Origin of the sequence: Streptomyces sp. NBC_01506, from assembly GCF_045040295.1 — a bacterium.
GTDB lineage: Bacteria > Actinomycetota > Actinomycetes > Streptomycetales > Streptomycetaceae > Streptomyces.
On sequence record NZ_CP109422.1, the window covers coordinates 5,675,644 to 5,696,293 of the forward strand.

At 71.9% G+C, this 20,650-nt stretch carries 19 protein-coding genes; 13 read left to right on the forward strand and 6 right to left on the reverse strand.

The genetic code is table 11. The annotated features are described in order from the left end of the window. Positions 1-3 precede the first annotated feature (3 nt). Positions 4-1,254, reverse strand: a complete 1,251-nt coding sequence (locus OG329_RS25240) for a cytochrome P450 (RefSeq protein ID WP_405798297.1) — start codon at positions 1,252-1,254, stop codon at positions 4-6. A gap of 175 nt (positions 1,255-1,429) precedes the next feature. On the opposite strand from OG329_RS25240, the gene OG329_RS25245 reads away from it, so the two are divergent. Together OG329_RS25245 and OG329_RS25250 are read left to right on the forward strand one after the other, a co-directional pair. After that, positions 1,430-1,936, forward strand: coding sequence for a DUF5949 family protein (locus OG329_RS25245; RefSeq protein WP_405798299.1), 507 nt, complete (start codon positions 1,430-1,432; stop codon positions 1,934-1,936). A gap of 325 nt (positions 1,937-2,261) precedes the next feature. After that, positions 2,262-2,912 carry a vitamin K epoxide reductase family protein gene (locus OG329_RS25250; protein WP_405798300.1) on the forward strand — a complete coding sequence of 217 codons (651 nt, stop codon included), beginning with the start codon at positions 2,262-2,264 and terminating at the stop codon, positions 2,910-2,912. A gap of 83 nt (positions 2,913-2,995) precedes the next feature. Here OG329_RS25250 and OG329_RS25255 read toward each other — a convergent pair whose 3' ends face one another. From OG329_RS25255 to OG329_RS25270, 4 genes are all read right to left on the reverse strand, one after another. Further along, positions 2,996-3,376, reverse strand: coding sequence for a hypothetical protein (locus OG329_RS25255; RefSeq protein ID WP_405798301.1), 381 nt, complete (start codon positions 3,374-3,376; stop codon positions 2,996-2,998). A 146-nt stretch (positions 3,377-3,522) separates the two neighbouring features. After that, complete coding sequence (locus OG329_RS25260; protein WP_405798303.1) at positions 3,523-4,209, reverse strand: hypothetical protein; 687 nt, start codon at positions 4,207-4,209, stop codon at positions 3,523-3,525. 277 nt (positions 4,210-4,486) lie between these two features. Further along, on the reverse strand, positions 4,487-4,726 hold the full coding sequence (locus tag OG329_RS25265; RefSeq protein WP_405798305.1) for a chaplin: 240 nt from the start codon (positions 4,724-4,726) through the stop codon (positions 4,487-4,489). A 236-nt stretch (positions 4,727-4,962) separates the two neighbouring features. Further along, positions 4,963-5,214 (reverse strand): chaplin, encoded by a 252-nt coding sequence (locus tag OG329_RS25270; protein ID WP_405798306.1) that lies wholly within the window; start codon positions 5,212-5,214, stop codon positions 4,963-4,965. A gap of 197 nt (positions 5,215-5,411) precedes the next feature. On the opposite strand from OG329_RS25270, the gene OG329_RS25275 reads away from it, so the two are divergent. The 9 genes from OG329_RS25275 to OG329_RS25315 all read left to right on the forward strand — a co-directional run bounded on the left by OG329_RS25275 (position 5,412) and on the right by OG329_RS25315 (position 16,624). Then, positions 5,412-6,551, forward strand: a complete 1,140-nt coding sequence (locus OG329_RS25275) for a DUF3344 domain-containing protein (RefSeq protein ID WP_405798308.1) — start codon at positions 5,412-5,414, stop codon at positions 6,549-6,551. 92 nt (positions 6,552-6,643) lie between these two features. Further along, complete coding sequence (locus tag OG329_RS25280) at positions 6,644-7,837, forward strand: glycosyltransferase (RefSeq protein ID WP_405798310.1); 1,194 nt, start codon at positions 6,644-6,646, stop codon at positions 7,835-7,837. Next, entirely contained in the window at positions 7,834-9,501 is a 1,668-nt protein-coding gene (locus OG329_RS25285; protein ID WP_405798311.1) for a sugar transferase, read from the forward strand. Before OG329_RS25280 ends, OG329_RS25285 begins: the two co-directional genes overlap by 4 nt. A 55-nt stretch (positions 9,502-9,556) precedes the next feature. Then, a complete protein-coding gene (locus OG329_RS25290; RefSeq protein WP_405802000.1) occupies positions 9,557-10,930 on the forward strand; it encodes an O-antigen ligase family protein in 1,374 nt (457 codons plus the stop codon). Beyond that, positions 10,927-12,762: a murein biosynthesis integral membrane protein MurJ gene (murJ, locus tag OG329_RS25295; protein ID WP_405798312.1), complete on the forward strand. Its 1,836-nt coding sequence runs from the start codon at positions 10,927-10,929 to the stop codon at positions 12,760-12,762. Before OG329_RS25290 ends, murJ begins: the two co-directional genes overlap by 4 nt. Next, a complete protein-coding gene (locus tag OG329_RS25300) occupies positions 12,752-13,543 on the forward strand; it encodes a polysaccharide deacetylase family protein (protein ID WP_405798314.1) in 792 nt (263 codons plus the stop codon). The genes murJ and OG329_RS25300 overlap by 11 nt, the downstream gene beginning before the upstream one ends. Further along, complete coding sequence (locus tag OG329_RS25305; protein WP_405798315.1) at positions 13,540-14,724, forward strand: glycosyltransferase; 1,185 nt, start codon at positions 13,540-13,542, stop codon at positions 14,722-14,724. Before OG329_RS25300 ends, OG329_RS25305 begins: the two co-directional genes overlap by 4 nt. Positions 14,725-14,732: 8 nt before the next feature. Beyond that, positions 14,733-15,398 carry a lipopolysaccharide biosynthesis protein gene (locus OG329_RS25310; RefSeq protein WP_405798317.1) on the forward strand — a complete coding sequence of 222 codons (666 nt, stop codon included), beginning with the start codon at positions 14,733-14,735 and terminating at the stop codon, positions 15,396-15,398. Beyond that, positions 15,398-16,624 carry a GNAT family N-acetyltransferase gene (locus OG329_RS25315; RefSeq protein ID WP_405798318.1) on the forward strand — a complete coding sequence of 409 codons (1,227 nt, stop codon included), beginning with the start codon at positions 15,398-15,400 and terminating at the stop codon, positions 16,622-16,624. The genes OG329_RS25310 and OG329_RS25315 overlap by 1 nt, the downstream gene beginning before the upstream one ends. A gap of 50 nt (positions 16,625-16,674) precedes the next feature. Here the strand turns inward: OG329_RS25315 and OG329_RS25320 are convergent, their stop codons facing one another. Next, on the reverse strand, positions 16,675-17,934 hold the full coding sequence (locus OG329_RS25320) for a glycoside hydrolase family 26 protein (RefSeq protein WP_405798319.1): 1,260 nt from the start codon (positions 17,932-17,934) through the stop codon (positions 16,675-16,677). A gap of 152 nt (positions 17,935-18,086) precedes the next feature. Here OG329_RS25320 and OG329_RS25325 point away from each other — a divergent pair, with 152 nt between their 5' ends. Beyond that, entirely contained in the window at positions 18,087-19,328 is a 1,242-nt protein-coding gene (locus tag OG329_RS25325; protein ID WP_405798320.1) for an ATP-grasp domain-containing protein, read from the forward strand. 50 nt (positions 19,329-19,378) lie between these two features. Next, positions 19,379-20,650: an FAD-dependent oxidoreductase gene (locus tag OG329_RS25330; RefSeq protein WP_405798322.1), complete on the forward strand. Its 1,272-nt coding sequence runs from the start codon at positions 19,379-19,381 to the stop codon at positions 20,648-20,650.

Consider the following 20,650-nt stretch of genomic DNA (forward strand, 5'->3'; position numbering starts at 1 on the left):
CGGTCACACCCCCTGACGGTCTCCCGCGAACGCGCACCGCATCGAGCGCACCCGGTTGTCGAAGTTCGACGGCACCAGCACCGGCGCGCCCACCGAGCGCAGCTCGGGCAGCCTCGTCAGCAACTCCCGGAACAGCGCCTTCATTTCCTGCTTCGCCAGGAACGTGCCCAGACAGTAGTGCGGGCCACCCCCGCCGTACCCCACATGCGGGTTGGGGCTGCGGGTGATGTCGAAGCGGTCCGGGTCGGTGAACACCGACTCGTCGCGGTTGGCGGAGGCGTAGAACAGCACCACCCGCTCGCCCCGCCGGAAGTCGTGGCCGTTCATCCGGTGGTCCTCGGTGAGCCTGCGCCGGAACTGGATGATCGGTGTCGAGTGGCGCACGATCTCCTCGACGGCACCGTCCGCGTACCGGTCGAAATCGCCGATCAGCAGCGAGCGTTGGTCGGGATGGTCGGTCAGCAGCGACAGACCGTGCGCGATCGCGTTACGCGTGGTCTCCACCCCGGCGACCATCAACAGCGAGAAGAACGAGCCGAGTTGGCGGCCGTTCAACGACTGTCCGTCGATATCGGCGCTCACGAGCGCGGAAATGAGATCCCCGGCCGGATTCGCCCGCCGTTGCCGTCCGAGATCCGCGACCATTCCCTGCATGGCGGCCAGTGCCCGAAGGCCCTTTCCGGGTACGCGAATTCGCTGCCGTACGGTGCGTGCGACACCCGTTTCGACGGATGCCCGATTCACCTGCGCGAGGATCGAGGGACGCTCCTTCTCGGGGATGCCCATCAGATTGCAGATGATTTCGAACGGCATGCGCGAGGCGACCGCCGTGACGAAATCGGCCGGGCGTTCCCGCAGCATGTCGTCCACAATGCGGGTGGCCACCGAACGGACGTCGTCCTCCGTCGCCGCGAGAATGCGGGGAGTGAAGGACCGGGAGACGATTTTGCGCAATCGCGTGTGCTGCGGCTCGTCCAGATTGACCAGCGACTCCCCGAACAGCGCCCGTACCCAGCGGGCCGGCTCGGGGGTCGTGACGCCGGGCGCGCTGCCGAACACCCGGGGATTTCGGCTGGCCTCCACCACATCCGCGTGGCTGACCAGCGCGTGGAAGCCCCGCTCAGGCCGCAGTCGGCCACCGGGCCGCTCCACGAAATACCGCGGCGTCCCGGCGGCGCGGAGCTGTGCGAAGCCCGCCAGCCTTTCGGAACGCGGCAGTTGCCAGAACGAGGGATCGGCGAGATTCGGCGTCATTGTTCATTCCTTCCGTGGCTTGGAGCTTCCCACGGCTGACACGTTGTCAGAGTGCCCCGGATGTAGGACAGACGGGCGTATCGGCGAACCACCGTCGTACTGGGGAACGAATACTCCTCCACTCGGGTGAAGCGAACTCACGACGCACGCCGACGGGCCGCTACTGTGCCGGAGCATGACCTCTACCAACACCGCGCAGGGAAGCCGGCAATACGCCCCTCTGCTCGGCACCCTCACGGTAATTCCCTGGACCGGCGAACCTTCCGACGGCGAGCGCAACCCGCCTTTCCTGCTTGCCTATTCACTCGGCGACGGCCGTGACGGCGCCGAGGCCGGAGAAGAGGCGATGCACGCCGTCATCAAGGAGGTCGGCCTCACGACCGGCGCCGGCCTCGTCGATGTGGGGAAGTCGCCCAACGTCCCGATCACCCTGCTCGTACAGGCCGGGCGGGCCGTACTGACCATGCCGTATCTCAAGGCCCAGTGCGCCGTGCCGCCCGAGTGGGAGCAGGACGCGCACGACACCGGCGGCGTGTACTTCATCATCGCCACCCGGCCCTGGCCCGAGGGCACTCCCGGCAAGCCGGTGAGCGAGGAGACGCTGCGCGCCTTCGTCGGCGACGAGGCCGTCCTCACCGGTGCCGCGCACTGCCTGGTCCCGGTGAGCAGCCTGCGCGGCTGAGCGCCGCCGATCAACGGCCGTTGCGGCCGGGCCCGTCGTTCGCGGGGACCGAACGTCCCGCCGCGCCCCACTCCCGTACGAGAGCGCTGTAGATGGGAGTGGGGGCGGGCGTGGCGGTGGGAGAGGGAGGGGGTGGCGAAGGGGGCGGGGAAACCGCTTCGGCACGGAGCTCGGGCACCGCTGTGAGGCGCTGCCATCGGGGTGCTCGCACGGAGTTCATGCTCTGGCAACGCCGTACTTGACCCCGGAGTCACTGTGCCCGGCGTGTCGAGGGGGAAAGCTGAAACGCTACTTCGAATGCGTGACCGGATCGGTGGAGCACACCATGACAACAGTAGAGATCGACAACGCGTCGAAGCCGGACGTGGACCACGGCGGGCGCGCGCCTGACGGGCAGCCCCGCTTCGGGGCGGGCCGGGCGCTGGCCTGGCTGCTGGTGGTGACGGGCGCGGCGGGTGTGCTGGCGTCGTGGGTGATCACGATCGACAAGTTCAAGCTGCTGGAGGATCCCGGTTTCACACCGGGGTGCAGCCTGAACCCCGTTGTCTCGTGCGGGAACATCATGACCAGCGACCAGGCGTCGGCCTTCGGATTCCCCAACCCGATGCTGGGCCTGGCGGCGTACGCGGTCGTGGGGTGTGTGGGCGCGGGGCTGCTGGCGGGGGCGCGCTACCGGCGCTGGTTCTGGCTCGGGCTCAACGCCGGGATGTTGTTCGGCGTCGCCTTCTGCACCTGGCTTCAGTACCAGTCGCTGTACAACATCGGCTCGCTGTGCCTGTGGTGCTCGCTGGCGTGGGTGGCGACGATCGTGATGTTCAGCTACGTCACCACGCACAACGTCACGCACCGGATCCTGCCGGCGCCGGCCGGACTGCGCACCGCGCTGGGGGAGTTCCACTGGGTGCTGCCGGTGCTGTGGATCGGGACCATCGGGATGCTCGTCCTGACCCGCTGGTGGGACTTCTGGACAAGCTGAAAGCGGCCGTACGGTGTCCCCGCACGCGCGTGCGGGGACACCGAACAGCCGCCGTTGGTACGGAAGTTGCGGGGGAACAGGGCCTAGCGGCCGAGCGGGAGCCCGCCGAGCATCGCGCCGCCCTTGCCGGTCTTGGCCCCGCCCTTGCCACCCTTCCCACCCTTGCCGTCCTTGCTCTTACCGCCCTTGCCGCCCTTTCCACCCTTGGCGTCCTTGCCCTCGCCGCTCAGCCCCTTCGCCACGTCGCCCACGCTGTTGATGAGCGAGCCGTCGTTCTTGGGGTCGAGCGCGTTCGTCCGCACCGGCTGGACGTCAAGCGTCTCCTGGTTGGTCACCGTCTCAAGGGCCGTGCCCAGTCCGCCGTTCAGGCTCGTCGGCATGTTCTCGGCGGCGAACGCGGGGGCGGCGGCACCCAGCGCCAGCACGGAACCGGCGACGACCGCGGCGACCTTCATGGGCTTCATGGTGAATCCTTCTTTCAGCGGTAGTTCTCTTGCCTGGCCTCGTCCTCACTAACGACCTCCGGCCGTCCCGGACACGACCAACGGCCGTGCGGCCCCGGGTGAGGGGACCGGCACGGCCGTTGTGACGTACGCGGTGTTACGTGGTGCTACGGGAGCTTCGGCGTCGACGGCACACCCGGAAGCTCCGGAGCCGGCGCGGGAACCTCGGCGCCCGGCAGCTTCGGCAGCTCGGGCAGGCCCGGCAGGTTCGGGGCCGGCAGGCCACCGTTCATGACGAGCGCGGTGGTGAGGTTGACCAGCGAGGTCACGACGGCCTGCGACTGCGTGACGACAGCCCGCGCGTCCTTGCCGGTGGCCGCCTTGAGCAGCGCGTCCGTCGACCTCTGTACGGAGGCGACGGCCTGGGCCGTCAGGTCGGCCGGGGCCGACGCCTTGCCGTCCGCGCCCACGGCGTTCACGGGGTTGACCGCGTCCGCGTTGCCGGCGTTGTTGCCGGGCTTGGCGGGGGCGGCCGGGGCGGCGTTCTTCACGGCGTCCAGCCCCTTCTGGACGGCCGCCCGGTGCTTCTGGACGTCCGCGGCGCTGAGCTGGCCGTTGTCGGCGGCGAGCACGGCGTCGAGCAGGTCGGTGACCGGCGCGATGGCGCCGGACAGCGAACTCAGCGACTCCGCCTGCTGCTTGACGGTCGCGGCGTCCGCGATCGGGGCACGGTCCGCGCCGACGCCGGCCGGCGTGCGGTGGACGGTGGTGGCGACGGCGGTACCGGCGGAGCCGAGGACGAGTACGGCGCAGACGGCGGCGGCTGCGGCACGGGACGAGACATGGGAACGCATGAAAAGGTCCTTTCAGGACACGGTGGGGGTTTCGTCTTCACCGTGGGTCGCGTGGACGTGGCCCGCAACTGTTCGAGACCGCCGCGCGGTGTCCGCCAATCGGCCGTCGCGACCCCCCTGACCTGGACCGGACCGCCGGGAATTCTCACCCGTCCGAGGCGCGTGTCGCCGCCGAAAGGGTGGCCGGGTATGCCCTCGTACAGCGCAAGAGCCGCCCACCCCGGAACGGGGGGAGCGGCTCTTGCCGTGGGTGACGGCAGTGGTGCTGCTGTCAGATTCAGGCGTTGACGCAGGTGTTGCCGAAGGCCGGGTTGAGCAGGCCGACGATGTCGATGGTGTTGCCGCACAGGTTGACCGGGATGTGGACCGGGATCTGGATGGCGTTGCCGGAGATGACACCGGGGGAGCCGACAGCCGCACCCTGGGCGCCGGCGTCGGCCATGGCCGCACCGGAGGTGCCGATGACGGCGGCGGCGGCCGCGGAGGACAGAACAACAGCCTTGGCGATACGCGACATGGGGATGAGCTCCTCGGTGTTAAGGGAATGCGGGTACGGGCGCGGTTGCCCGACTTACCGATCAACGCGGTGCGTGCTGATCGGTTGCGGTCCGAATGAGTGAAGAAACGGTGTCGGGTCCGGCGGCGGTGCCGCCGGACCCGTTGTGCCGACCGGAGTACGGACCGGTGGACCGGCCGTGACCGACGGAGCGCTCGGGGGAGCTTCGTCGGTCACCGGGCGGAGCCCGGCGAAGGTCAGGCGTTGACGCAGGTGTTGCCGAAGGTCGGGTTGAGCAGTCCGATCACGTTGACGGTGTTGCCGCAGAGGTTGATCGGCACATGGACCGGGATCTGGATCACATTGCCGGACAGGACGCCCGGCGAGTTGGCCGCGACTGCCTCGGCGGAGGCGCCGCTGTGGCCGGTGGCGGAGGCCATGCCGGCGCCGGCGAGGAGGAAGGCGGCGCTCGACGTTGCCATGACGACGGACTTAGCGACTCGCTTCATCACCATATCCTTTCGATTTACCAATGGTGCGTCAGGCTCAACGACCGGCGGCCGTTCGGGAAACGCGGCATCACCCCAAGAGTTGGAAAGGCCGCGAAATCCCGGTGCTTTGGTACGGTCCGCGCGTCTCACGTGATTTTCAGTCCGCGCTCTGTAAGGGTGCACTGTCGATTCATTCTTCGGGTCGGAGAGTCTTAATGCGCGATTACGTCGTTCATGCTGTAAGGCGCGGTCTTCTGTTCGCCGTCACGGCGGTGGCGACGACGGCGACTGCGGTGGCTGTGGCTCCGCCCTCCGTTTCGACGGCTTCCACCGTCCCGGCCGCGAAATCGGCCACCCGAATTCCGTTCGGCGAGCGTTTTCACGCCGTCCAGCACGGCGGGATCGTCCGGGCGGCCAACTCGGCCATCACCTGCCGTACCACGGGCGAGTTCACGACCGTCACCCCGGCCGACGCCTCCGCCTGCGTCGCCGCGCGGGACAGCGCCACTGCGTCCAACGACCAGTACGACATGTTCTACACGGACCTCGACAAGGACCCGAACACCTACAACTCGACCCGGGGCGAACTGCGCGTACCGGCCGGTGCCAAGGTCAGTTACGCGCGTCTGTACTGGGGCGGGAATCTGCGGGTGGGCGAGCAGAAGCCGCCCGAGGACAACGGCCGCGTACTGATCGCCGAGCCCGGTGGCGCGTACAAGGAAGTCCTGTCCGACACCGTGATCGGCCACCGTACGGCCGGCGGTGCCGATGCCTACCAGGCATCGGCGGACATCACACCGCTGGTGCGCGCCGCCGGTTCGGGTCTGTACACGGTGGCGCAGATCAATGTCGCGATGGGCAGGACCGCGGCGGGCGCGTGGGGCGGCTGGACGATGGTCGTCGCGTACGAGAGGGCCGAGGACCCGCTGCGTCATCTGGCGATCTGGGACGGCTTCGAGGCGCTTGACGCACGCGAGCAGGAGCTGCGGGTCGGGCTCGGGGAGCTGCGTACGCCGGCGGACGGCACGGGTGCGATGGGCGTCGTCTCGTACGACGGGGATCCCGGGACCGCCGGTGACTCGCTGACGGTCGGGACAGGGCGAGGGAAAGCACGTTCGATCGGTGACACCGTCAACCCGGTGAGCAATGTGATGAATTCCAGTATTTCTGATGCCGGATCCACGCAGATTAAACGACAACCCGCTTACAAGAACACTCTTGGATATGACTCAGATCTCTTCGACCTGCGCGAAGCACTCGTCCCGGGAGGCGACACTATGCACGTCAGTTTCCGGACCGGGCGCGACTCGATCTGGCTCGGCGCGCTTTACGTAGCGGTGGACGCGCGGCGCTGATCCGGTTCATTCGTCTGCGCGTCAGCGCGCTTTCGGGCTTTCCCGACTGTCCGATCCACGACACCAGAGACCACGAGTGGAGTGAGTTGCGCGTGCGGCCATCAAGGAAAGGCCCCGGTCCCGGCTTCACCGTGCTCCATCTCGTCCAGCCGGTCGACGGGGGAGTGGCCCGCGTCGTCGCCGATCTCGTCCACGCGCAGGTCACCGCCGGGGTGCGGGTCGTCGTCGCCTGCCCCGACCGGGGCCCGCTCATGGCGGACGTGGCCGCGCTGGGCGCCGAGACGTGCGTCTGGGACGCCACCCGCGACCCCGGGTCCGCACTGCCCGCCGAGATCCGCCGCGTCGCCGAGCTGGTCGGGCGGATCCGCCCCGACGTGGTGCACGCGCACAGCTCGAAAGCCGGATTCGCCGGACGCCTGGCCGTACGGGGCCGGGTCCCGACCGTGTTCCAGCCGCACGCCTGGTCGTTCGAGGCGGTCGGCGGTACGAAGGCGGCACTCGCCCGGGGCTGGGAGCGGCTGGCCGCCCGCTGGACCGCCCGCGTCGTCTGCGTGAGCGAGGCGGAGCGCGAGCGGGGCGAGCGTGCCGGGGTACGGGCGCCCTGGTCCGTCGTCCACAACGGCGTCGACGCCGACCGCTTCCGCCCGGCGGACGCCACCGACCCCCTCGCCTCGACCGCCGCCGGCCGTGCCGCGCTGCCCCGGCTCGCCGAACTCCCGCCGGACACGCCCCTCGTCGTGTGCGTGGCCCGGCTCTGCCGGCAGAAGGGGCAGGACATTCTGCTCCGGGCCTGGACACTGGTCCTGAAGGACATGCCCGAGGCCCGTCTCGTACTCGTCGGCGACGGCCCCGACGCCGCGCGCCTGCGCGCCGGTGCCCCGCCCTCGGTGCTCTTCGCCGGAGCCGTACCGGACACCGCGCCCTGGTACCGGGCCGCCGACCTCGTCGTCCTGCCGTCCCGCTGGGAGGGCATGGCGGTGGCGCCGCTCGAGGCGATGGCCAGCGGGCGGACCGTACTGCTCAGCGACGTGGACGGGGCGCGCGAGAGCCTGCCGCCCGCCCAGCGGGCACAGTGCCTGACCGCGCCCGGGGACCACAGGGCGACGGCGACGGCGATCACCGCGCTGCTGCGCGACCGGTCGCTGCTCGACACCTTCGGCCGCCAGGGACTGGAGCACGTACGCGGCACCTATGACGTGCGGCGGACGGCCAGTGCCATCGCGGACGTGTACCGCGACGTGGCCACCGTGCCGCGCTCCGAACGCAGGGAGCCGATCCCCCAGTGACCACGGAAAGCACCAGTGTCCCCGCACCGTCCGGACCTGGATCGAAGCGGCGTGGATCGGTCGCCTCGACCGGATCCGCCGCCTCAACAGGCCACCCGGCGGCGGGAGTCGGGCAGCGAGGGCGGCGCGGTCAGGGCGGCCACACCTCCGCCGGACTCGGTCCGGGGACCGTCACGGCGACCGGCCGGCCGCCGCTCGGGTTCGACTCGATCGCATCCCGGCGCGACGCGACCGACCGCGTCGCGCTGCCCTCCCGGCGCCGGCGTAAGGCCGCTCCGCTGCGCGTCGGGCTGCCGCTCCTGGCCGCCGACTGGGCCGCCGCCCTGCTGAGCACAGTCGTCCTCAACTCCGCCCAGCGCCACACACCGCTGATCGCGCAACTCCTGGTCTCCTTCACGGTCCTCAACGCGTACGCCGGTCTCTACCGCCCCTCGGGACCGCGTACCCCGCGTACCGCACTGGACGAACTTCCCGCGCTGGCCGCGCGCACCCTCGTCGTCTGGTGCGCCGCCGCCGCGCTGCTCGCCGCGCTCCTGCCCGCGCACGCGCTCAGCCTCGCCGCCCTGCTGGGCGGCGGCGGCACGCAGTTGCTCGTCGCGTGCTGCGGCCGGGCCGTCGTCCACGGACACCGGCGGCGCACGGCACGCGGCCGGCCGAGTTCCGCGCTGGTCGTGGGAACGGGGCCGGCGGGGCGGCGGTTCGCCGCGCTGTTCGCCCGGCATCCCGAGTACGGCCTGCGGCCCGTCGGCATCGTCGCCCCCGTACGCGGCGACGGGCCCGACGTCGGCGACGAGCACCCGTCCGACGCGGACGCCGACGCCCTCGCTCCCGCGCTTCCCGTGCTGACCACCATCGAGGCGATCCACCGCGCCGTCATCCAGAACGGCGTCCAGCAGGCCGTGTTCGTCGACAGCCCGGCCGGTACCGGGAACGGCGGCGATGCCGACCGGTCCGCGCTCGTCGCGCTTTTCCACGAGTACGGCTGCGCCACCTGGTTCATCGGTAGCGGCGGGGGTGGCGGGCGCGGCATGTCCCAGCACATCTGGGGCCACACCTGCCACCGGGTCGACCCGCCCACCGCACGCCGCGGCAGCCTCGCCAAGCGACTGCTCGACATCGCCGTGGCAGGACCCGTCCTGGTCGCCATCTCGCCGGTGCTGCTGGCCTGCGCGCTCGCCGTACGGCTCCTCGACGGCCCCGGTGTGCTGTTCCGTCAAGAACGCGTCGGGCAGAACGGCCGCCCCTTCACCCTGCTGAAGTTCCGCACCCTGCGCCCGGCCGACGACAACGAGGCGGCCACCCGCTGGTCCGTGGCCAACGACCGGCGGATGAGCGCGGTCGGCCATTTCCTGCGCCGTACGTCGATGGACGAGCTGCCGCAGATCTGGAACGTCCTGCGCGGCGACATGAGCCTCGTCGGCCCCCGCCCCGAACGCCCCTTCTTCGTCGCCAACTTCAGCAAGACCCACCCCGGTTACGCGGCACGCCACCGGATGCCCGTCGGTATCACCGGCCTCGCGCAGATCCACGGACTGCGCGGGGACACCTCCATCGAGGACCGCTCCCGATTCGACAACCACTACATCGACCACTGGTCGTTGTGGCAGGACGTGTGCATCATCATCCGAACCGCCCTCTCGCTCGTCCGCCCGGCGGGGAGCTGACGTGGCCGACGCCCGGGGCGCACAACTCCTCGCCCCCCGCCGCGAGTTGGACCCCCTGCGCCTCCCTGCCCCCGACCGAGAACGCGACTGGCGCGACGCGCTGCGCCGGAACGCGCCGCTGCTGCCCGTCCTGGCGGTCGTGGCGCTCCTCGCCGTCCCGGTGGCCGGCCCCGCCGCCGACGGGTCGGCCGGTTCCGGGACGGTGGCCGACTTCGCGTCCGGGCTGCTGGTCGTCTTCTGTCTGGTCCGGGTGGTGCGCGAGCGCGCCCGGCCGCTGACCCGAACAGCCGCGCTGGTCCTGGGACTTCCGGTGTTCGGGGTCTGCGCCGCCGCGATCACGTCGTACGACCCCGCGTCCAGCCTCCCCGGTGTGGCGCGCTACCTCCAGATCTTCGTGCTGGTGCCCGGCGCGCTGCTGCTGCTGATCAGGCACCGCCGGGACTTCCGGGTCGTGGCCTGGTCGATGGTGGCCCTGGCGCTGGTGCAGGGGCTCATCGGCGTCGTCCAGTACACGACCGGCACCGGCGCCTCGTACATGGGCGAGGACGTCCGCGCGGTCGGCACCTTCGGTCCCACCGACGTCATGGGCATGGCCACCGTCGTGTCGTACGGTCTGGTCGCCGCGGTCGGACTGGCCCTCGGCGCGGGAGCGGAGGACGGCAGGCGTCAGCGCGCCGCCGCGCTCGGCTGCGCCGCGCTGCTGTTCCTGCCGCTCGTGCTCTCGTTCAGCCGGGGCGCGTGGATCGCGACGGTCGTGGCCCTCTCGCTGCAACTCGCGCTCTCCGGGCCGCGCCGCGCGGCCCGCGTCGCGCTCGTGACGGCGGCCCTCGGTGTCGTACTCGTCGGCGGACTCGGCATCGGCTCGCAGATGGTCGCCGACCGGCTCGGCAGCATCACCGAAGTCACCGAGGCGCCCGACCGGTCGGTCACCGACCGGTACACGATGTGGGCGGCGGCGGCCGGGATGTGGCGCACCGACCCGGTCACCGGCGTGGGGCTGAAGGCATTCCCGGCCTACCGCGACAGCCACTCCTCGATCGCGCTGTCGTCGGGCAGCGACACGGCCGGCGCCGGGACGGCCTTCCGGCGCCAGCCGCTGCTCTCGCCGCACAACATGTATCTGCTGATCCTCGGCGAGCAGGGGCTGGTGGGTCTGCTCGCTCTCGCCGGGAGTTGGGCGGCGCTGCTCGTCCTCGTACTGAGGCGGCTGCCGGGCGCGCGCCGTGGCCCTGCGGGCGCCGACTGCGCGCTCGTCGCCGCCGGGCTGCTGATCTGGCAACTGGTGGACTTCGGTTACGCGGACATCGGCGGTCCCTCCACGGTGCTCACCGCCGTGGTTCTGGGTCTGGCCGCGTGGTGGGCGCTCGACCGGCGGGCGGATCGTCGGGCGGACCGCCTGTCGGAGCGCAGGGAAGCCGGTGCCGCGTGACCGATCTGACGGACGCGACACAGTCCCCGACTGCCGGGCCCGCGAAGCCCGTTGAACCTGTTCCGTCCACCGGGCCCACCGTCCCCGGCCGACGGTCGGCACCGCCACCTGCCCCCGCCACCGCGCCGGTCGAGACGCCCGATGCCGAGACGGCCGAGAACGCCGAGAACGCCGAGAAGGCCGATTCGGGCGGTCGCGGCGGCTACCTCTCCAACCGCTTCCTCGCCCGCGCGGCCCTGCTGACCGCCCTCCTCACCGCCGCCGGCGCGCTGCTCGGTCTCGTACGCGACCAGACCATCGCCCACCTCTACGGCGCCGGCCCCGGCACCGACGCGTTCCTCGTCGCCTGGACCGTCCCCGAAGTCGCGTCGACGCTGCTCATCGAGGACGCGATGGCGCTCATCCTGGTGCCCGCCTTCAGCCTTGCTCTCGCACGCCGCGCCGCGCACCAGCCACTCCTCGACGGCGACCTCGAGCGAGATCGCGACCGCGACCGCGACCGGGCCCCCGACCCCGTACACACTCTGCTCCGTACGACCCTGCCGAGCCTGCTGCTCGCACTCAGCGCGGGCGCCGTCCTGCTGATGCTCGCGGCGCCCTGGGTCGTCGCCCTGCTGGCCCCCGGCCTCCCGGACACCCAACTGGCCGTCGACTGCACCCGGTTGACGGCCACCTGCGCGTTCAGCTTCGGTATCGCCGGATATTGCAGCGCCGCGCTGCGGGCGCACGGCAGCTTCGTACCGCCCGCGATGATCTACGTGGCGTACAACGTCGGCATCATCGCGACGATGCTGCTGCTCAGCGACCGGCTCGGGGTGCGCGCGGCGGCGGCCGGCGTCGCTGTCGGCGGGGTCCTGATGGTCCTCGTCCAGACACCGATGGTCCTGCGCCGGCTGCGCGAGCGCCGCGCCACGGCGGAGCACACACAAGAACACCAGCCCCCCGGCGAGCAGCCGGGCGGCGCCGGCCGGCCGCTCGTCGCCCTCGGACTGCTCGCCCCCGTCGTCGTCTTCGCCCTCACCCGCCAGTCCCAGGTCCTCATCGAACGCTTCCTCGCCGCACCCCTGCCCGCCGGAGCCATCTCGCATCTCAACTACGCGCAGAAGGTCGCGCAGATGCCGATGGTGCTGTCCCTGATGCTCTGCACGGTCACCTTTCCCGTGGTCGCGCGCGCCATGGCGGCGGGGGACACCGACCGGGCCAGGCGGCGCGTCGAGCGTGACCTCGCCCTCGCCGGTGTCATCGTGCTGGTGGGCGCCGCGACGGTCGTCGCGTGCGCGCCGCAGATCATCGAAATCCTTTTCCAGCGCGGCGCCTTCGACCGTGCGGACACGGCGGCCACCGCCGCCGTGATGCGTGTGTACGCACTGGGGCTGCTCGGCCACACCCTCGTCGGTGCCCTCGTCCGCTGCTACTTCTCCGCCGCGCGCCCGCTGTGGTTCCCGGCGCTCGCCATGCTCCTCGGGCTCGCCCTCACCACCGCGGGCGGCGCGCTGCTCGTCGGCGTCTGGGGGGTCCTCGGTATCGCGGCGGGCAACGCGCTGGGCATCACCGTCACCGCCGTACTGCTGCTGCACGGCGTCGCCCGCCACAGCGTTCCGGTGCGGGTGCGCCACATGACCGGAGGGCTCGTCAAACTCAGCGCCGCCGCCGCTGCCGCCACCGGCGCCGGCTGGCTCTGCGGCGCCCTCATCCCCGCGCCCGTACCGGCGGCGGCCATCGCCTGTCTCGTGGTCGCCGCCGTGTTCCTCGTCATCGCCCGCGCCCTCCAGGCACCGGAGATCGACTCCGTCCTCCGCTCCGTCACACGAAAGTTCGTCGATGCCCGCTGACACGGTGCCCGCAGGCCCTCTGTGGGCTGCCATGTACCACTCGATCGCCGACCCGACCGACGACCCCTACCGGGTGACGGTCTCGCCCGGCCGGCTCGACCGGCAACTGCGCTGGCTGCGCCGCCGGGGGCTCACCGGCGTGAGCATGGAGCGGCTGCTGCTCGCCCGCGCGCGGGGCCGGCACGCCGGACTCGTCGGCCTGACCTTCGACGACGGTTACGCGGACTTCCTGACGCACGCGGTGCCGCTGCTGCGCCGTTACGAGTTCACCGCCACCGTCTACGTGCTTCCCGGCCGGCTCGGCGGCACCAACGAGTGGGACGCCCTCGGCCCGCGCAAGCCCCTCCTTACGGAGGACGGCATCCGCGAGGCGGCGGCGGCCGGCATGGAGGTCGGGTCGCACGGGCTGCGGCACACCGATCTCACCGAGGCCGACGACGCGCTGCTGGCCGACGAGACGCGCGGCAGCCGCGAGGCGCTGCGCGCGATCACGGGCGGGGAGGTGACCGGGTTCTGCTATCCGTACGGCACCGTCGACCCCCGCGTGATGGCGGCCGTACGGGACGCCGGTTACCGGTACGCGGTCGGCATCAGCCCCGGACCCCTCACCGGACTGTTCGCGCTGCCGCGCCTCCATATCGGCCAGGAGGACACCGCGCCCCGGCTGTTCCTCAAGCGCGCACTGCACGGGCGGCGCCGCGAACCGGTCCCGTACGGCCCGTATCCGGCCGACAGAGCGGGAGCCGAAGCCGTGACCGCGCCCGAGGGCGGCGGCGCATGAAGGTGCTGCACATCATCACCGGCCTGGGCATCGGCGGCGCCGAACAGCAACTCCGGCTCCTGCTGCGGAAGTTGCCCACCGACAGCGCAGTCGTCACGCTCACCAACCCGGGCGCCGTCGCCCGGGGCATCACCGACGACGGCTTCCCCGTCACGGACCTCGGCATAAGAGGCAACCGCGACCTCGGCGCGCTGCCCCGGCTGACGCGGCTGATCAAGGACGGCCGGTACGACCTCGTCCACACGCATCTCTACCGCGCCTGCGTGTACGGGCGCCTCGCCGCGCGCCTCGCGGGCGTACGCACCGTCGTCGCCACCGAGCACTCGCTGGGCGCCACCCAGATCGAGGGCCGCCCGCTGACCGCCGGGGCCCGCGCCCTCTATCTGGGCAGTGAACGCCTCGGCACGCGGACCGTCGCCGTATCCACGACCGTCGCGAACCGGCTGCGCCGCTGGGGCGTACGCCGCGACCGTATCGATGTCGTGCCCAACGGCATCGATGTGCCGCGCTTCTCCTACGACGAGACGGCCCGGCACAAGACGCGGGCCGAACTCGGCCTGCCCGCAGACGCGTTCGTGGTCGGCGGCGTCGGCAGGCTGTGCGCGGGCAAGCGCTTCGACACGCTCGTCAGGGCCGTCGCCGCCGTGCCCGGCGCCCGACTGCTGCTTGTCGGCGAAGGCCCGGAGCGCGACCGACTGCACGCGCTGGCAACGGAGTTGGGCGCCGCCGACCGGGTCCTGCTGCATGGCGCGTGCGAGGACCCGCCCCCGAACCCCGGCGTCGGTACGGGACCTGATCTGCCGTCACTGCTCGCCGCCATGGATCTGTCCGTCTCGACGTCGGCGGACGAGGCATTCGGCCTCGCCGTGATCGAGGCCCTGGCCGCCGGGCTGCACGTCCGGTATGTCACCTGCCCCGCCCTGGCGGACCTGCCCGCCGAAGCGGCTCCCGGCGCCCGCCGGATCACCGGATCCGTGTGGGATCTCGTCGCCGAACTGGCCTCGGCGCAGAGGGAGTTCGCGGCCGGCGGCGGCCCGCACCGGCTGCCGGTACCACCCGCGGCGCGCCACTACGACATCGCGCGCACCGCCGAACAGTTGATGTCCGTCTACGACCGAGCCCTGCACCGGAACGGCTCGTCCGAGCCCGCCCTCCGGCGCCCGGCCACCCCCGAGGAGTGAGTTCGAAGATGACCGACAACGAGAGCGGCGGACGCCGCACGGGCAGGTGGCCCGGCCGCGTCCTGGCGAGGATCGGGGCGCTGCTCGTCTGGTGGATCGTGCCGGTCGGCGTCCTGATCGGGGCGCTCGCGGGCGGCGCGTACGGCATGCTGCGCACCCCGCAGTACTCCGCCACCAGCTACGTACTCGTCGTACCGACCGACAAGGCCGACCCGGCCGCCGCGCTCGGCTTCGCGCAGGCGTACGGGCGGGTCGCCTCGCAGGTCGCCGCGGTGGGGGACGCGCAGGTGTGGGCCGGGGTCTCCGCGAAGGTCCTCAAGGAGAACGTCACCACCGTCACCTCGCCCGACGCCCCGATGATCTCGGTGACGGCCACGTCGCGCCGCCCGCAGGCGGCCGTCAGCATGGCGGACGGCGTCGCGCGCTCGCTGGTGCTCAACGGCACGCAGATGCAGGGCAGTACGAACGTACGGGTGGTCCAGTTCTCCCGCGCGGTCAAGCCCACCAGCCCCGTGTCACCCTCGGCGCCGCTGGCCGCGCTCGTCGGCGGAGCCGCGGGCGGACTGCTCGGCGGACTCGGTCTGCTGGTCCGGCCGAAGCGCCGGCGCGGCGAGGTGCGCGCGGCGGTTCCCGGTCCGTCGACGGCACTCGTGCCACAGACGGAAAGCGTGTGATGGCGGCGGAACCGACCACCACCCGGCATCGCGTGCGCGCGGCCACGGCGACGGCCGCGCTCGCGCCCGTCGGCAGGGCCGGCAGAGCCGCCTTCGCGCCGCTGACCTCGGAGATCTGCCGGGACCCCGACCGGTTCGGTGCGCTCGCCGCCGAGTGGACCGCGCTGCACCGCCGATCCGGCCCGGCCACCCCCTTCCAGAGCCACGCCTGGCTCCACTCCTGGTGGCTGTCGTACGGCACCCCCGGCCGGCTGCGCGTCGTCCTCGTACGCCGGAGCGGCACCCTCGTCGCCGCCGCCCCGCTGATGCTGACGCACCGCCCGTTCCCCGTCCTGGTCCAACTCGGCGGCACCATCTCCGACTTCTCCGACGTCCTGCTGGACGACGACTGCGTCGACAGCGCCGCCCCGGCGCTCGCGAAGGCCCTCGCCACCGCCGCGCGCACCGCCGTCATCGACCTGCGGGAGGTACGGCCCGGAGCCGCCGCCGAACGTCTCTACGAGTGCTGGGACGGCCCGCGCGGCCAACTGGCCGACTCGCCCTGCCTCGAACTGCCCGCCGTCCCCATGGACGAACTGCTCGGCCGCCTCCCGTCGTCGCGCGCCCAGCGCGCCAGGGCCAAGATGCGCAGGATCGACTCGCTCGGCATCGAGGAGCGCGTGGTGCCCGGGGACGAGATCCCGACCGCCGTCGCACGCCTCCTGCGTCTGCACCGGCTCCAGTGGCAGGGGCGCGGCGTCACCCCCGAACACCTCAGCGCGCGCTTCTCGGAACATCTGACCCGCTCGGTGCGGTCCATGGTCGAGTGCGGCGACGCGGCGATCACCGAATTCCGGCTCGCGGGCGAGGTGGTGGCCGCCGATCTCACCCTGATGTCACCGCGCCTGGCGGGCGGCTATCTGTACGGCGCCGACCCGATGCTGCGCGAGCAGAAGGTGGACGTGGCCACGATGCTGCTGCGCGAGAGCGCCCGGCGGATCAGCGCCGACGGGCGCTCCACGCTGAGCATGCTGCGCGGCAACGAGCCGTACAAACACCACTGGCGCCCGGAGACCGTCTGCAACCGGCGGCTGCTGCTGGCGCGCGGTCTGCTGGCCCCCTCGCTGCGGCTGATCGCCGCCCACGCCGCCGCGCGCGGCCAGGCGGCCGTCCTGGTCAACGAGCGGCTGCCGGCGATGAAGGCGGGCCTGGCGAAGCGGACACGGCGCGGCGGCGGCAAGGAATGACCCCGAAGGGGTTGTCTCCCTTGCCGCCGCCGCGATGAGGTCCGGTCCGGTCAGGACAGCCAGCGGTCCCAACCGCCGATACGCAGGCAGACCTTCCGGCCGAGCAGGGCCTCGATCCATGAACTCAGCGTCAGTTGACGGCAGTTCGTGGGTGCCTCGGGTTTCGCCGGCGTGCTGGGCTCGGGCGTCGGCTCCGGGGTCGGCTCGAGCACCGGCGGCGTGACCGGGGTGCTGGGCTCGGGCGTCGGCGTCGGCGTCGGCGTGGGCGTGGGCGTGGGCGTCGGCGTCGGCTCCGGCTCCGGCGTCAGCCCGTACAGCGCCGAGCGGAACACCTTCGAGGACCGCGGATTCTCCTCGCACTGCCAGACACCGTGCGGACAGTAATCCGTGAGCGTCTGATAAAGCGGCCGGTGCTCCTCGATCCACTTGAGCATGCCCCGCATGTACTCGGGGTTGTCGCCGTTGCGGAAGAGGCCCCACTCCGGATAGGAGATAACCTTTCCATGTTCAGCGGCGAAGTCCACATGCTGACGGAGCCCGAAAGGCTCATTCACCTGCTCGTCGAACGTCCGTCCCGGCGGCTGGTCGTAGGAGTCCATTCCCACGATGTCCACGACGTCGTCGCCCGGATAGCACTTGGTCCAGGCGATGGCGTCCTTTCCGCGGTTCGGAGCGAAATCGAAACGGAATTCCTGGCCGGGCACCGCACGCATGGCGCCGACGATCCGCTTCCAGTACGCCTTCCACGCCCGGGGATCGGGGCCGCAGCGATGGGTGTACGTCGTGCCGTTCATCTCCCAGCCGAGTACGACCACGGTGTCCGGCACGCCGAGCGAGACCAGCCGCTCGGCCAGCGCCTCGAAGTGCCGGTCGTACTCCCCGCGCGCGCCCCGGCGCAGTTCCCTGCGTACGACCTGGTCGTGGACCCGGTCCTCGTTGCGTTCGAGCATGGGGACGTTGAGCACGAACATCCGGTCGGCGCGGGCCTTCTTCCACTCGGCCCAGTCCCCCAGGAAGCTCGGGGCGCCCTCGATGTTGGACCAGACGTCACCGGGGAGGTAGGTGTGCCCGACCCGCAGTTCCGTGCCGCCGAGCCATTTCTGCATTTCGGCGATACGGCGGACACCCTCGGGGCCGTAATCGAGGTACGCGCCGATCGCCGGTGATGTCACTTCCGGCGGTTCGGGACTGCCGGGAACGTCGGGACCTGCGGCGTAACTCGCCATCGGCAGGACGGAACCCGAAACAAGGAGGCCGGCCGTGATGACACCCAGCCAGGTGCTGATCAGCCGTCGACGTCGATAGGACATTTGTGCTCCTCATGAAGGGGACGCGGTCCGTGGTCGCACTGGCCCAAAAGTATTTCTGTTAAGCCGATCGGTAACCCGGTCAGTCGCTTCACTAGACCGTTCGTGAATTTCACCCCCCGCATGGGTCATCGGAAATGAAGGACACCACCGTGGTGAGCTTTGACATCAGCGTCCCCGCCGTACTCGTACGGCTCGACCACAATCCGTTTCACCACGGAACCCTCGGCGCCGTCAGATCCCTCGGCCGGGGAGGAATCACGGTGCACGCGGTGATCGAATCGCTACGCAGCCCCGTCGCCGCCTCCCGGTATCTGCACCGCGGGCATCCGCGTCCCGACCGGACCTCGGAGGCGGAGCTGCACGGTCTGCTGCTGCGGATCGCGGAGCAACTGGGCACGCCCGCCGTCCTCATCCCCCTGGACGATCTGAGCGCGATCGCGGTCGCCCGGCTGCGGCCCCGGCTGGCCGGCCGCTATCTCCTGCCCGAACAGCCGTCAGGGCTGCCGGAGCGGGTCGCCGACAAGGTGGAGCTGGCCGCGATCTGCGGCACGCTCGGTCTGCCGCATCCCCGTACGGTCGTCCCCGGCGGCCCCGAGGAGGCCACGCGCGCGGCGCGGACGCTCGGGCTGCCGGTGGTCGCCAAGTGGAGCCGGCCGTGGCTGCTGCCCGAGGGCTCCGGGCTGCGCGGCACCGTCGTGGTGCGCTCGCCGCGCGAGGCCGGGGAGCTGTTCGGGCGCGGCGCGGAGGCGGGGAGCAGGCTGCTGCTCCAGGAACTCCTGCCGCGCGGCCGTGATCTCGACTGGTTCTTCCACGGCTACAGCGGTCGCGACGGCACGCTCCTGATGGGCGCGACCGGGCGCAAGGAACGGTCGTGGCCGGTGGGGGCGGGGCTGACCGCCGTCGGCCGATGGCTGCCCAACCCCGCCGTGGAGCGCCTGGCGCGCGAGGTCGTCGCCGCGCTCGGCTACCGGGGCATCGTGGATCTCGACTTCCGGCTCGACGCCGCCACCGGCGCGTACCACCTGCTCGACTTCAACCCCCGGCCCGGCGCCCAGTTCCGTCTCTTCACCGACGCGTCGGGCATGGACGTCGTACGGGCGCTGCATCTGGACCTGACCGGGCGGCCGGTCCCGCCGCAGATTCCCGCGTACGGGCGGACGTTCGTGGTCGAGAACTACGCGCTGCTGTCCCTGCTGTCCTCGGCCGGACGCGGTGGCCCGGGGCGCGTCGAGGGCCGGATCCGGGCGGCGGGGACGGAGACGGCGTGGTTCGCGCGGGACGACCCGCGCCCGGCGTACGCCATGAGCGTGGCCTGGCTCCGGCACGCGGCGCGCGGCGGCGCACGCCGGCGCCGGCCCGCCCCGGACAGTGCCACCCCGCTCGTCCCGCGTTGATCAGCAGACTCCCGAGACTCCCGAGAACAGCGAAAGAACGGCGAACTCCTATGCAGGACCTGGTAGTTGTGGGTGCAGGCCCGTACGGGCTCTCCATCGCCTCGCACGCGGCGGCGGCCGGTCTGAGACCGCGCGTGTTCGGCAGACCGATGGCGGCGTGGCGGGACGGGATGCCGCCCGGCATGTTCCTGAAGTCGGAGCCGTGGGCGTCGAACCTCTCCGACCCCGAGGGCGCCTACGGGCTGGCCGCCTACGCGGCCACCCAGGGGGTGCGGGTGCGGCACGGGGTCCCGCTGCCGGTCGGCTTCTTCGCCTCGTACGGCCTGTGGTTCGCCGCCCACGCGGCGCCGCCGGTGGAGGAACGGACCGTCACCGCCGTACGGCCGCGCGCCGGTGGCGGCTTCGAGGTCACCGTCGAGGACGGCGGCGAGACGTTCCTCGCCCGCACGGTGGTGCTGGCCGTGGGCGTCCGGCCCTTCGCCGACATCCCCGGACCGCTGCGCGCCCTGCCGCCCGAGCGGGTGTCGCACAGCGTGGACCACGCTGACCTGACGCGCTTCAAGGGCATGGACGTCACGGTCGTCGGGGCGGGCCAGGCCGCGCTGGAGACCGCGACGCTGCTCGCGGAACAGGGGACGGCCGTACGCGTGGTGGCCCGGTCGCACGCGCTGAACTGGAACACCCTCCCGCCGCCCCTGGAGCGCCCCTTCGGCGAGGCAGCCCGTGCCCCGCACACGGGCCTGGGCTGCGGCTGGCGGAACTGGCTCTACGCGCGGACCCCCGGCCTCTTCCACCAACTGCCCACCTCGACCCGGGCCCGCGTCTTCACCTCGGCGCTCGGCCCCGCCGGCGCCTGGTGGCTGCGCGAGCGGTTCGAACCGGCGGTGGAGGTCCGGCTGGGCGAGAGCGTCGCCGCCGCCGTCCCGGGCGGGGGGCGCGTACGGCTCGACCTGGTCTCCACCCACGGATCCGTGGGCACGGTCACGACCGACCATGTCATCGCCGCCACCGGCTTCACACCGGGCCTGGACAGGCTGGGGCTGCTGGACGAGCGGCTGCGCCGGCGACTGCGCACGGTGGGCGCGAGCACCGCCCCCGACACGGACACCGTCTTCGAGACCTCGCACCCCGGTCTGTTCGTGACGGGTCTGCTGAGCGCGCCGTCGTTCGGCCCGTCGATGCGGTTCGTGTTCGGCGCGACGTACACGGCGCGGCGGGTGGTACGCGGCGTACGCCGGCGGCTGGGAACGGGGGCGGGGGCGGGGCGGGTGCAACCGCCGGACGGGCTTCAGGCCCGTCCGGCGATCGATGACCTCGTCTAG

Excerpts from the sequence above, each read along its gene's own strand:
- OG329_RS25250 (WP_405798300.1), top strand. The coding sequence starts at position 2,262 with ATGACAACAGTAGAGATCGACAACGCGTCGAAGCCGGACGTGGACCAC.
- OG329_RS25275 (WP_405798308.1), top strand. The coding sequence starts at position 5,412 with ATGCGCGATTACGTCGTTCATGCTGTAAGGCGCGGTCTTCTGTTCGCC.
- OG329_RS25305 (WP_405798315.1), top strand. The coding sequence starts at position 13,540 with ATGAAGGTGCTGCACATCATCACCGGCCTGGGCATCGGCGGCGCCGAA.
- OG329_RS25315 (WP_405798318.1), top strand. The coding sequence starts at position 15,398 with ATGGCGGCGGAACCGACCACCACCCGGCATCGCGTGCGCGCGGCCACG.
- OG329_RS25255 (WP_405798301.1), bottom strand. The coding sequence starts at position 3,376 with ATGAAGCCCATGAAGGTCGCCGCGGTCGTCGCCGGTTCCGTGCTGGCG.
- OG329_RS25300 (WP_405798314.1), top strand. The coding sequence starts at position 12,752 with ATGCCCGCTGACACGGTGCCCGCAGGCCCTCTGTGGGCTGCCATGTAC.
- OG329_RS25330 (WP_405798322.1), top strand. The coding sequence starts at position 19,379 with ATGCAGGACCTGGTAGTTGTGGGTGCAGGCCCGTACGGGCTCTCCATC.
- OG329_RS25245 (WP_405798299.1), top strand. The coding sequence starts at position 1,430 with ATGACCTCTACCAACACCGCGCAGGGAAGCCGGCAATACGCCCCTCTG.
- OG329_RS25260 (WP_405798303.1), bottom strand. The coding sequence starts at position 4,209 with ATGCGTTCCCATGTCTCGTCCCGTGCCGCAGCCGCCGCCGTCTGCGCC.
- OG329_RS25265 (WP_405798305.1), bottom strand. The coding sequence starts at position 4,726 with ATGTCGCGTATCGCCAAGGCTGTTGTTCTGTCCTCCGCGGCCGCCGCC.
- OG329_RS25240 (WP_405798297.1), bottom strand. The coding sequence starts at position 1,254 with ATGACGCCGAATCTCGCCGATCCCTCGTTCTGGCAACTGCCGCGTTCC.
- OG329_RS25270 (WP_405798306.1), bottom strand. The coding sequence starts at position 5,214 with ATGAAGCGAGTCGCTAAGTCCGTCGTCATGGCAACGTCGAGCGCCGCC.
- OG329_RS25310 (WP_405798317.1), top strand. The coding sequence starts at position 14,733 with ATGACCGACAACGAGAGCGGCGGACGCCGCACGGGCAGGTGGCCCGGC.
- OG329_RS25320 (WP_405798319.1), bottom strand. The coding sequence starts at position 17,934 with ATGTCCTATCGACGTCGACGGCTGATCAGCACCTGGCTGGGTGTCATC.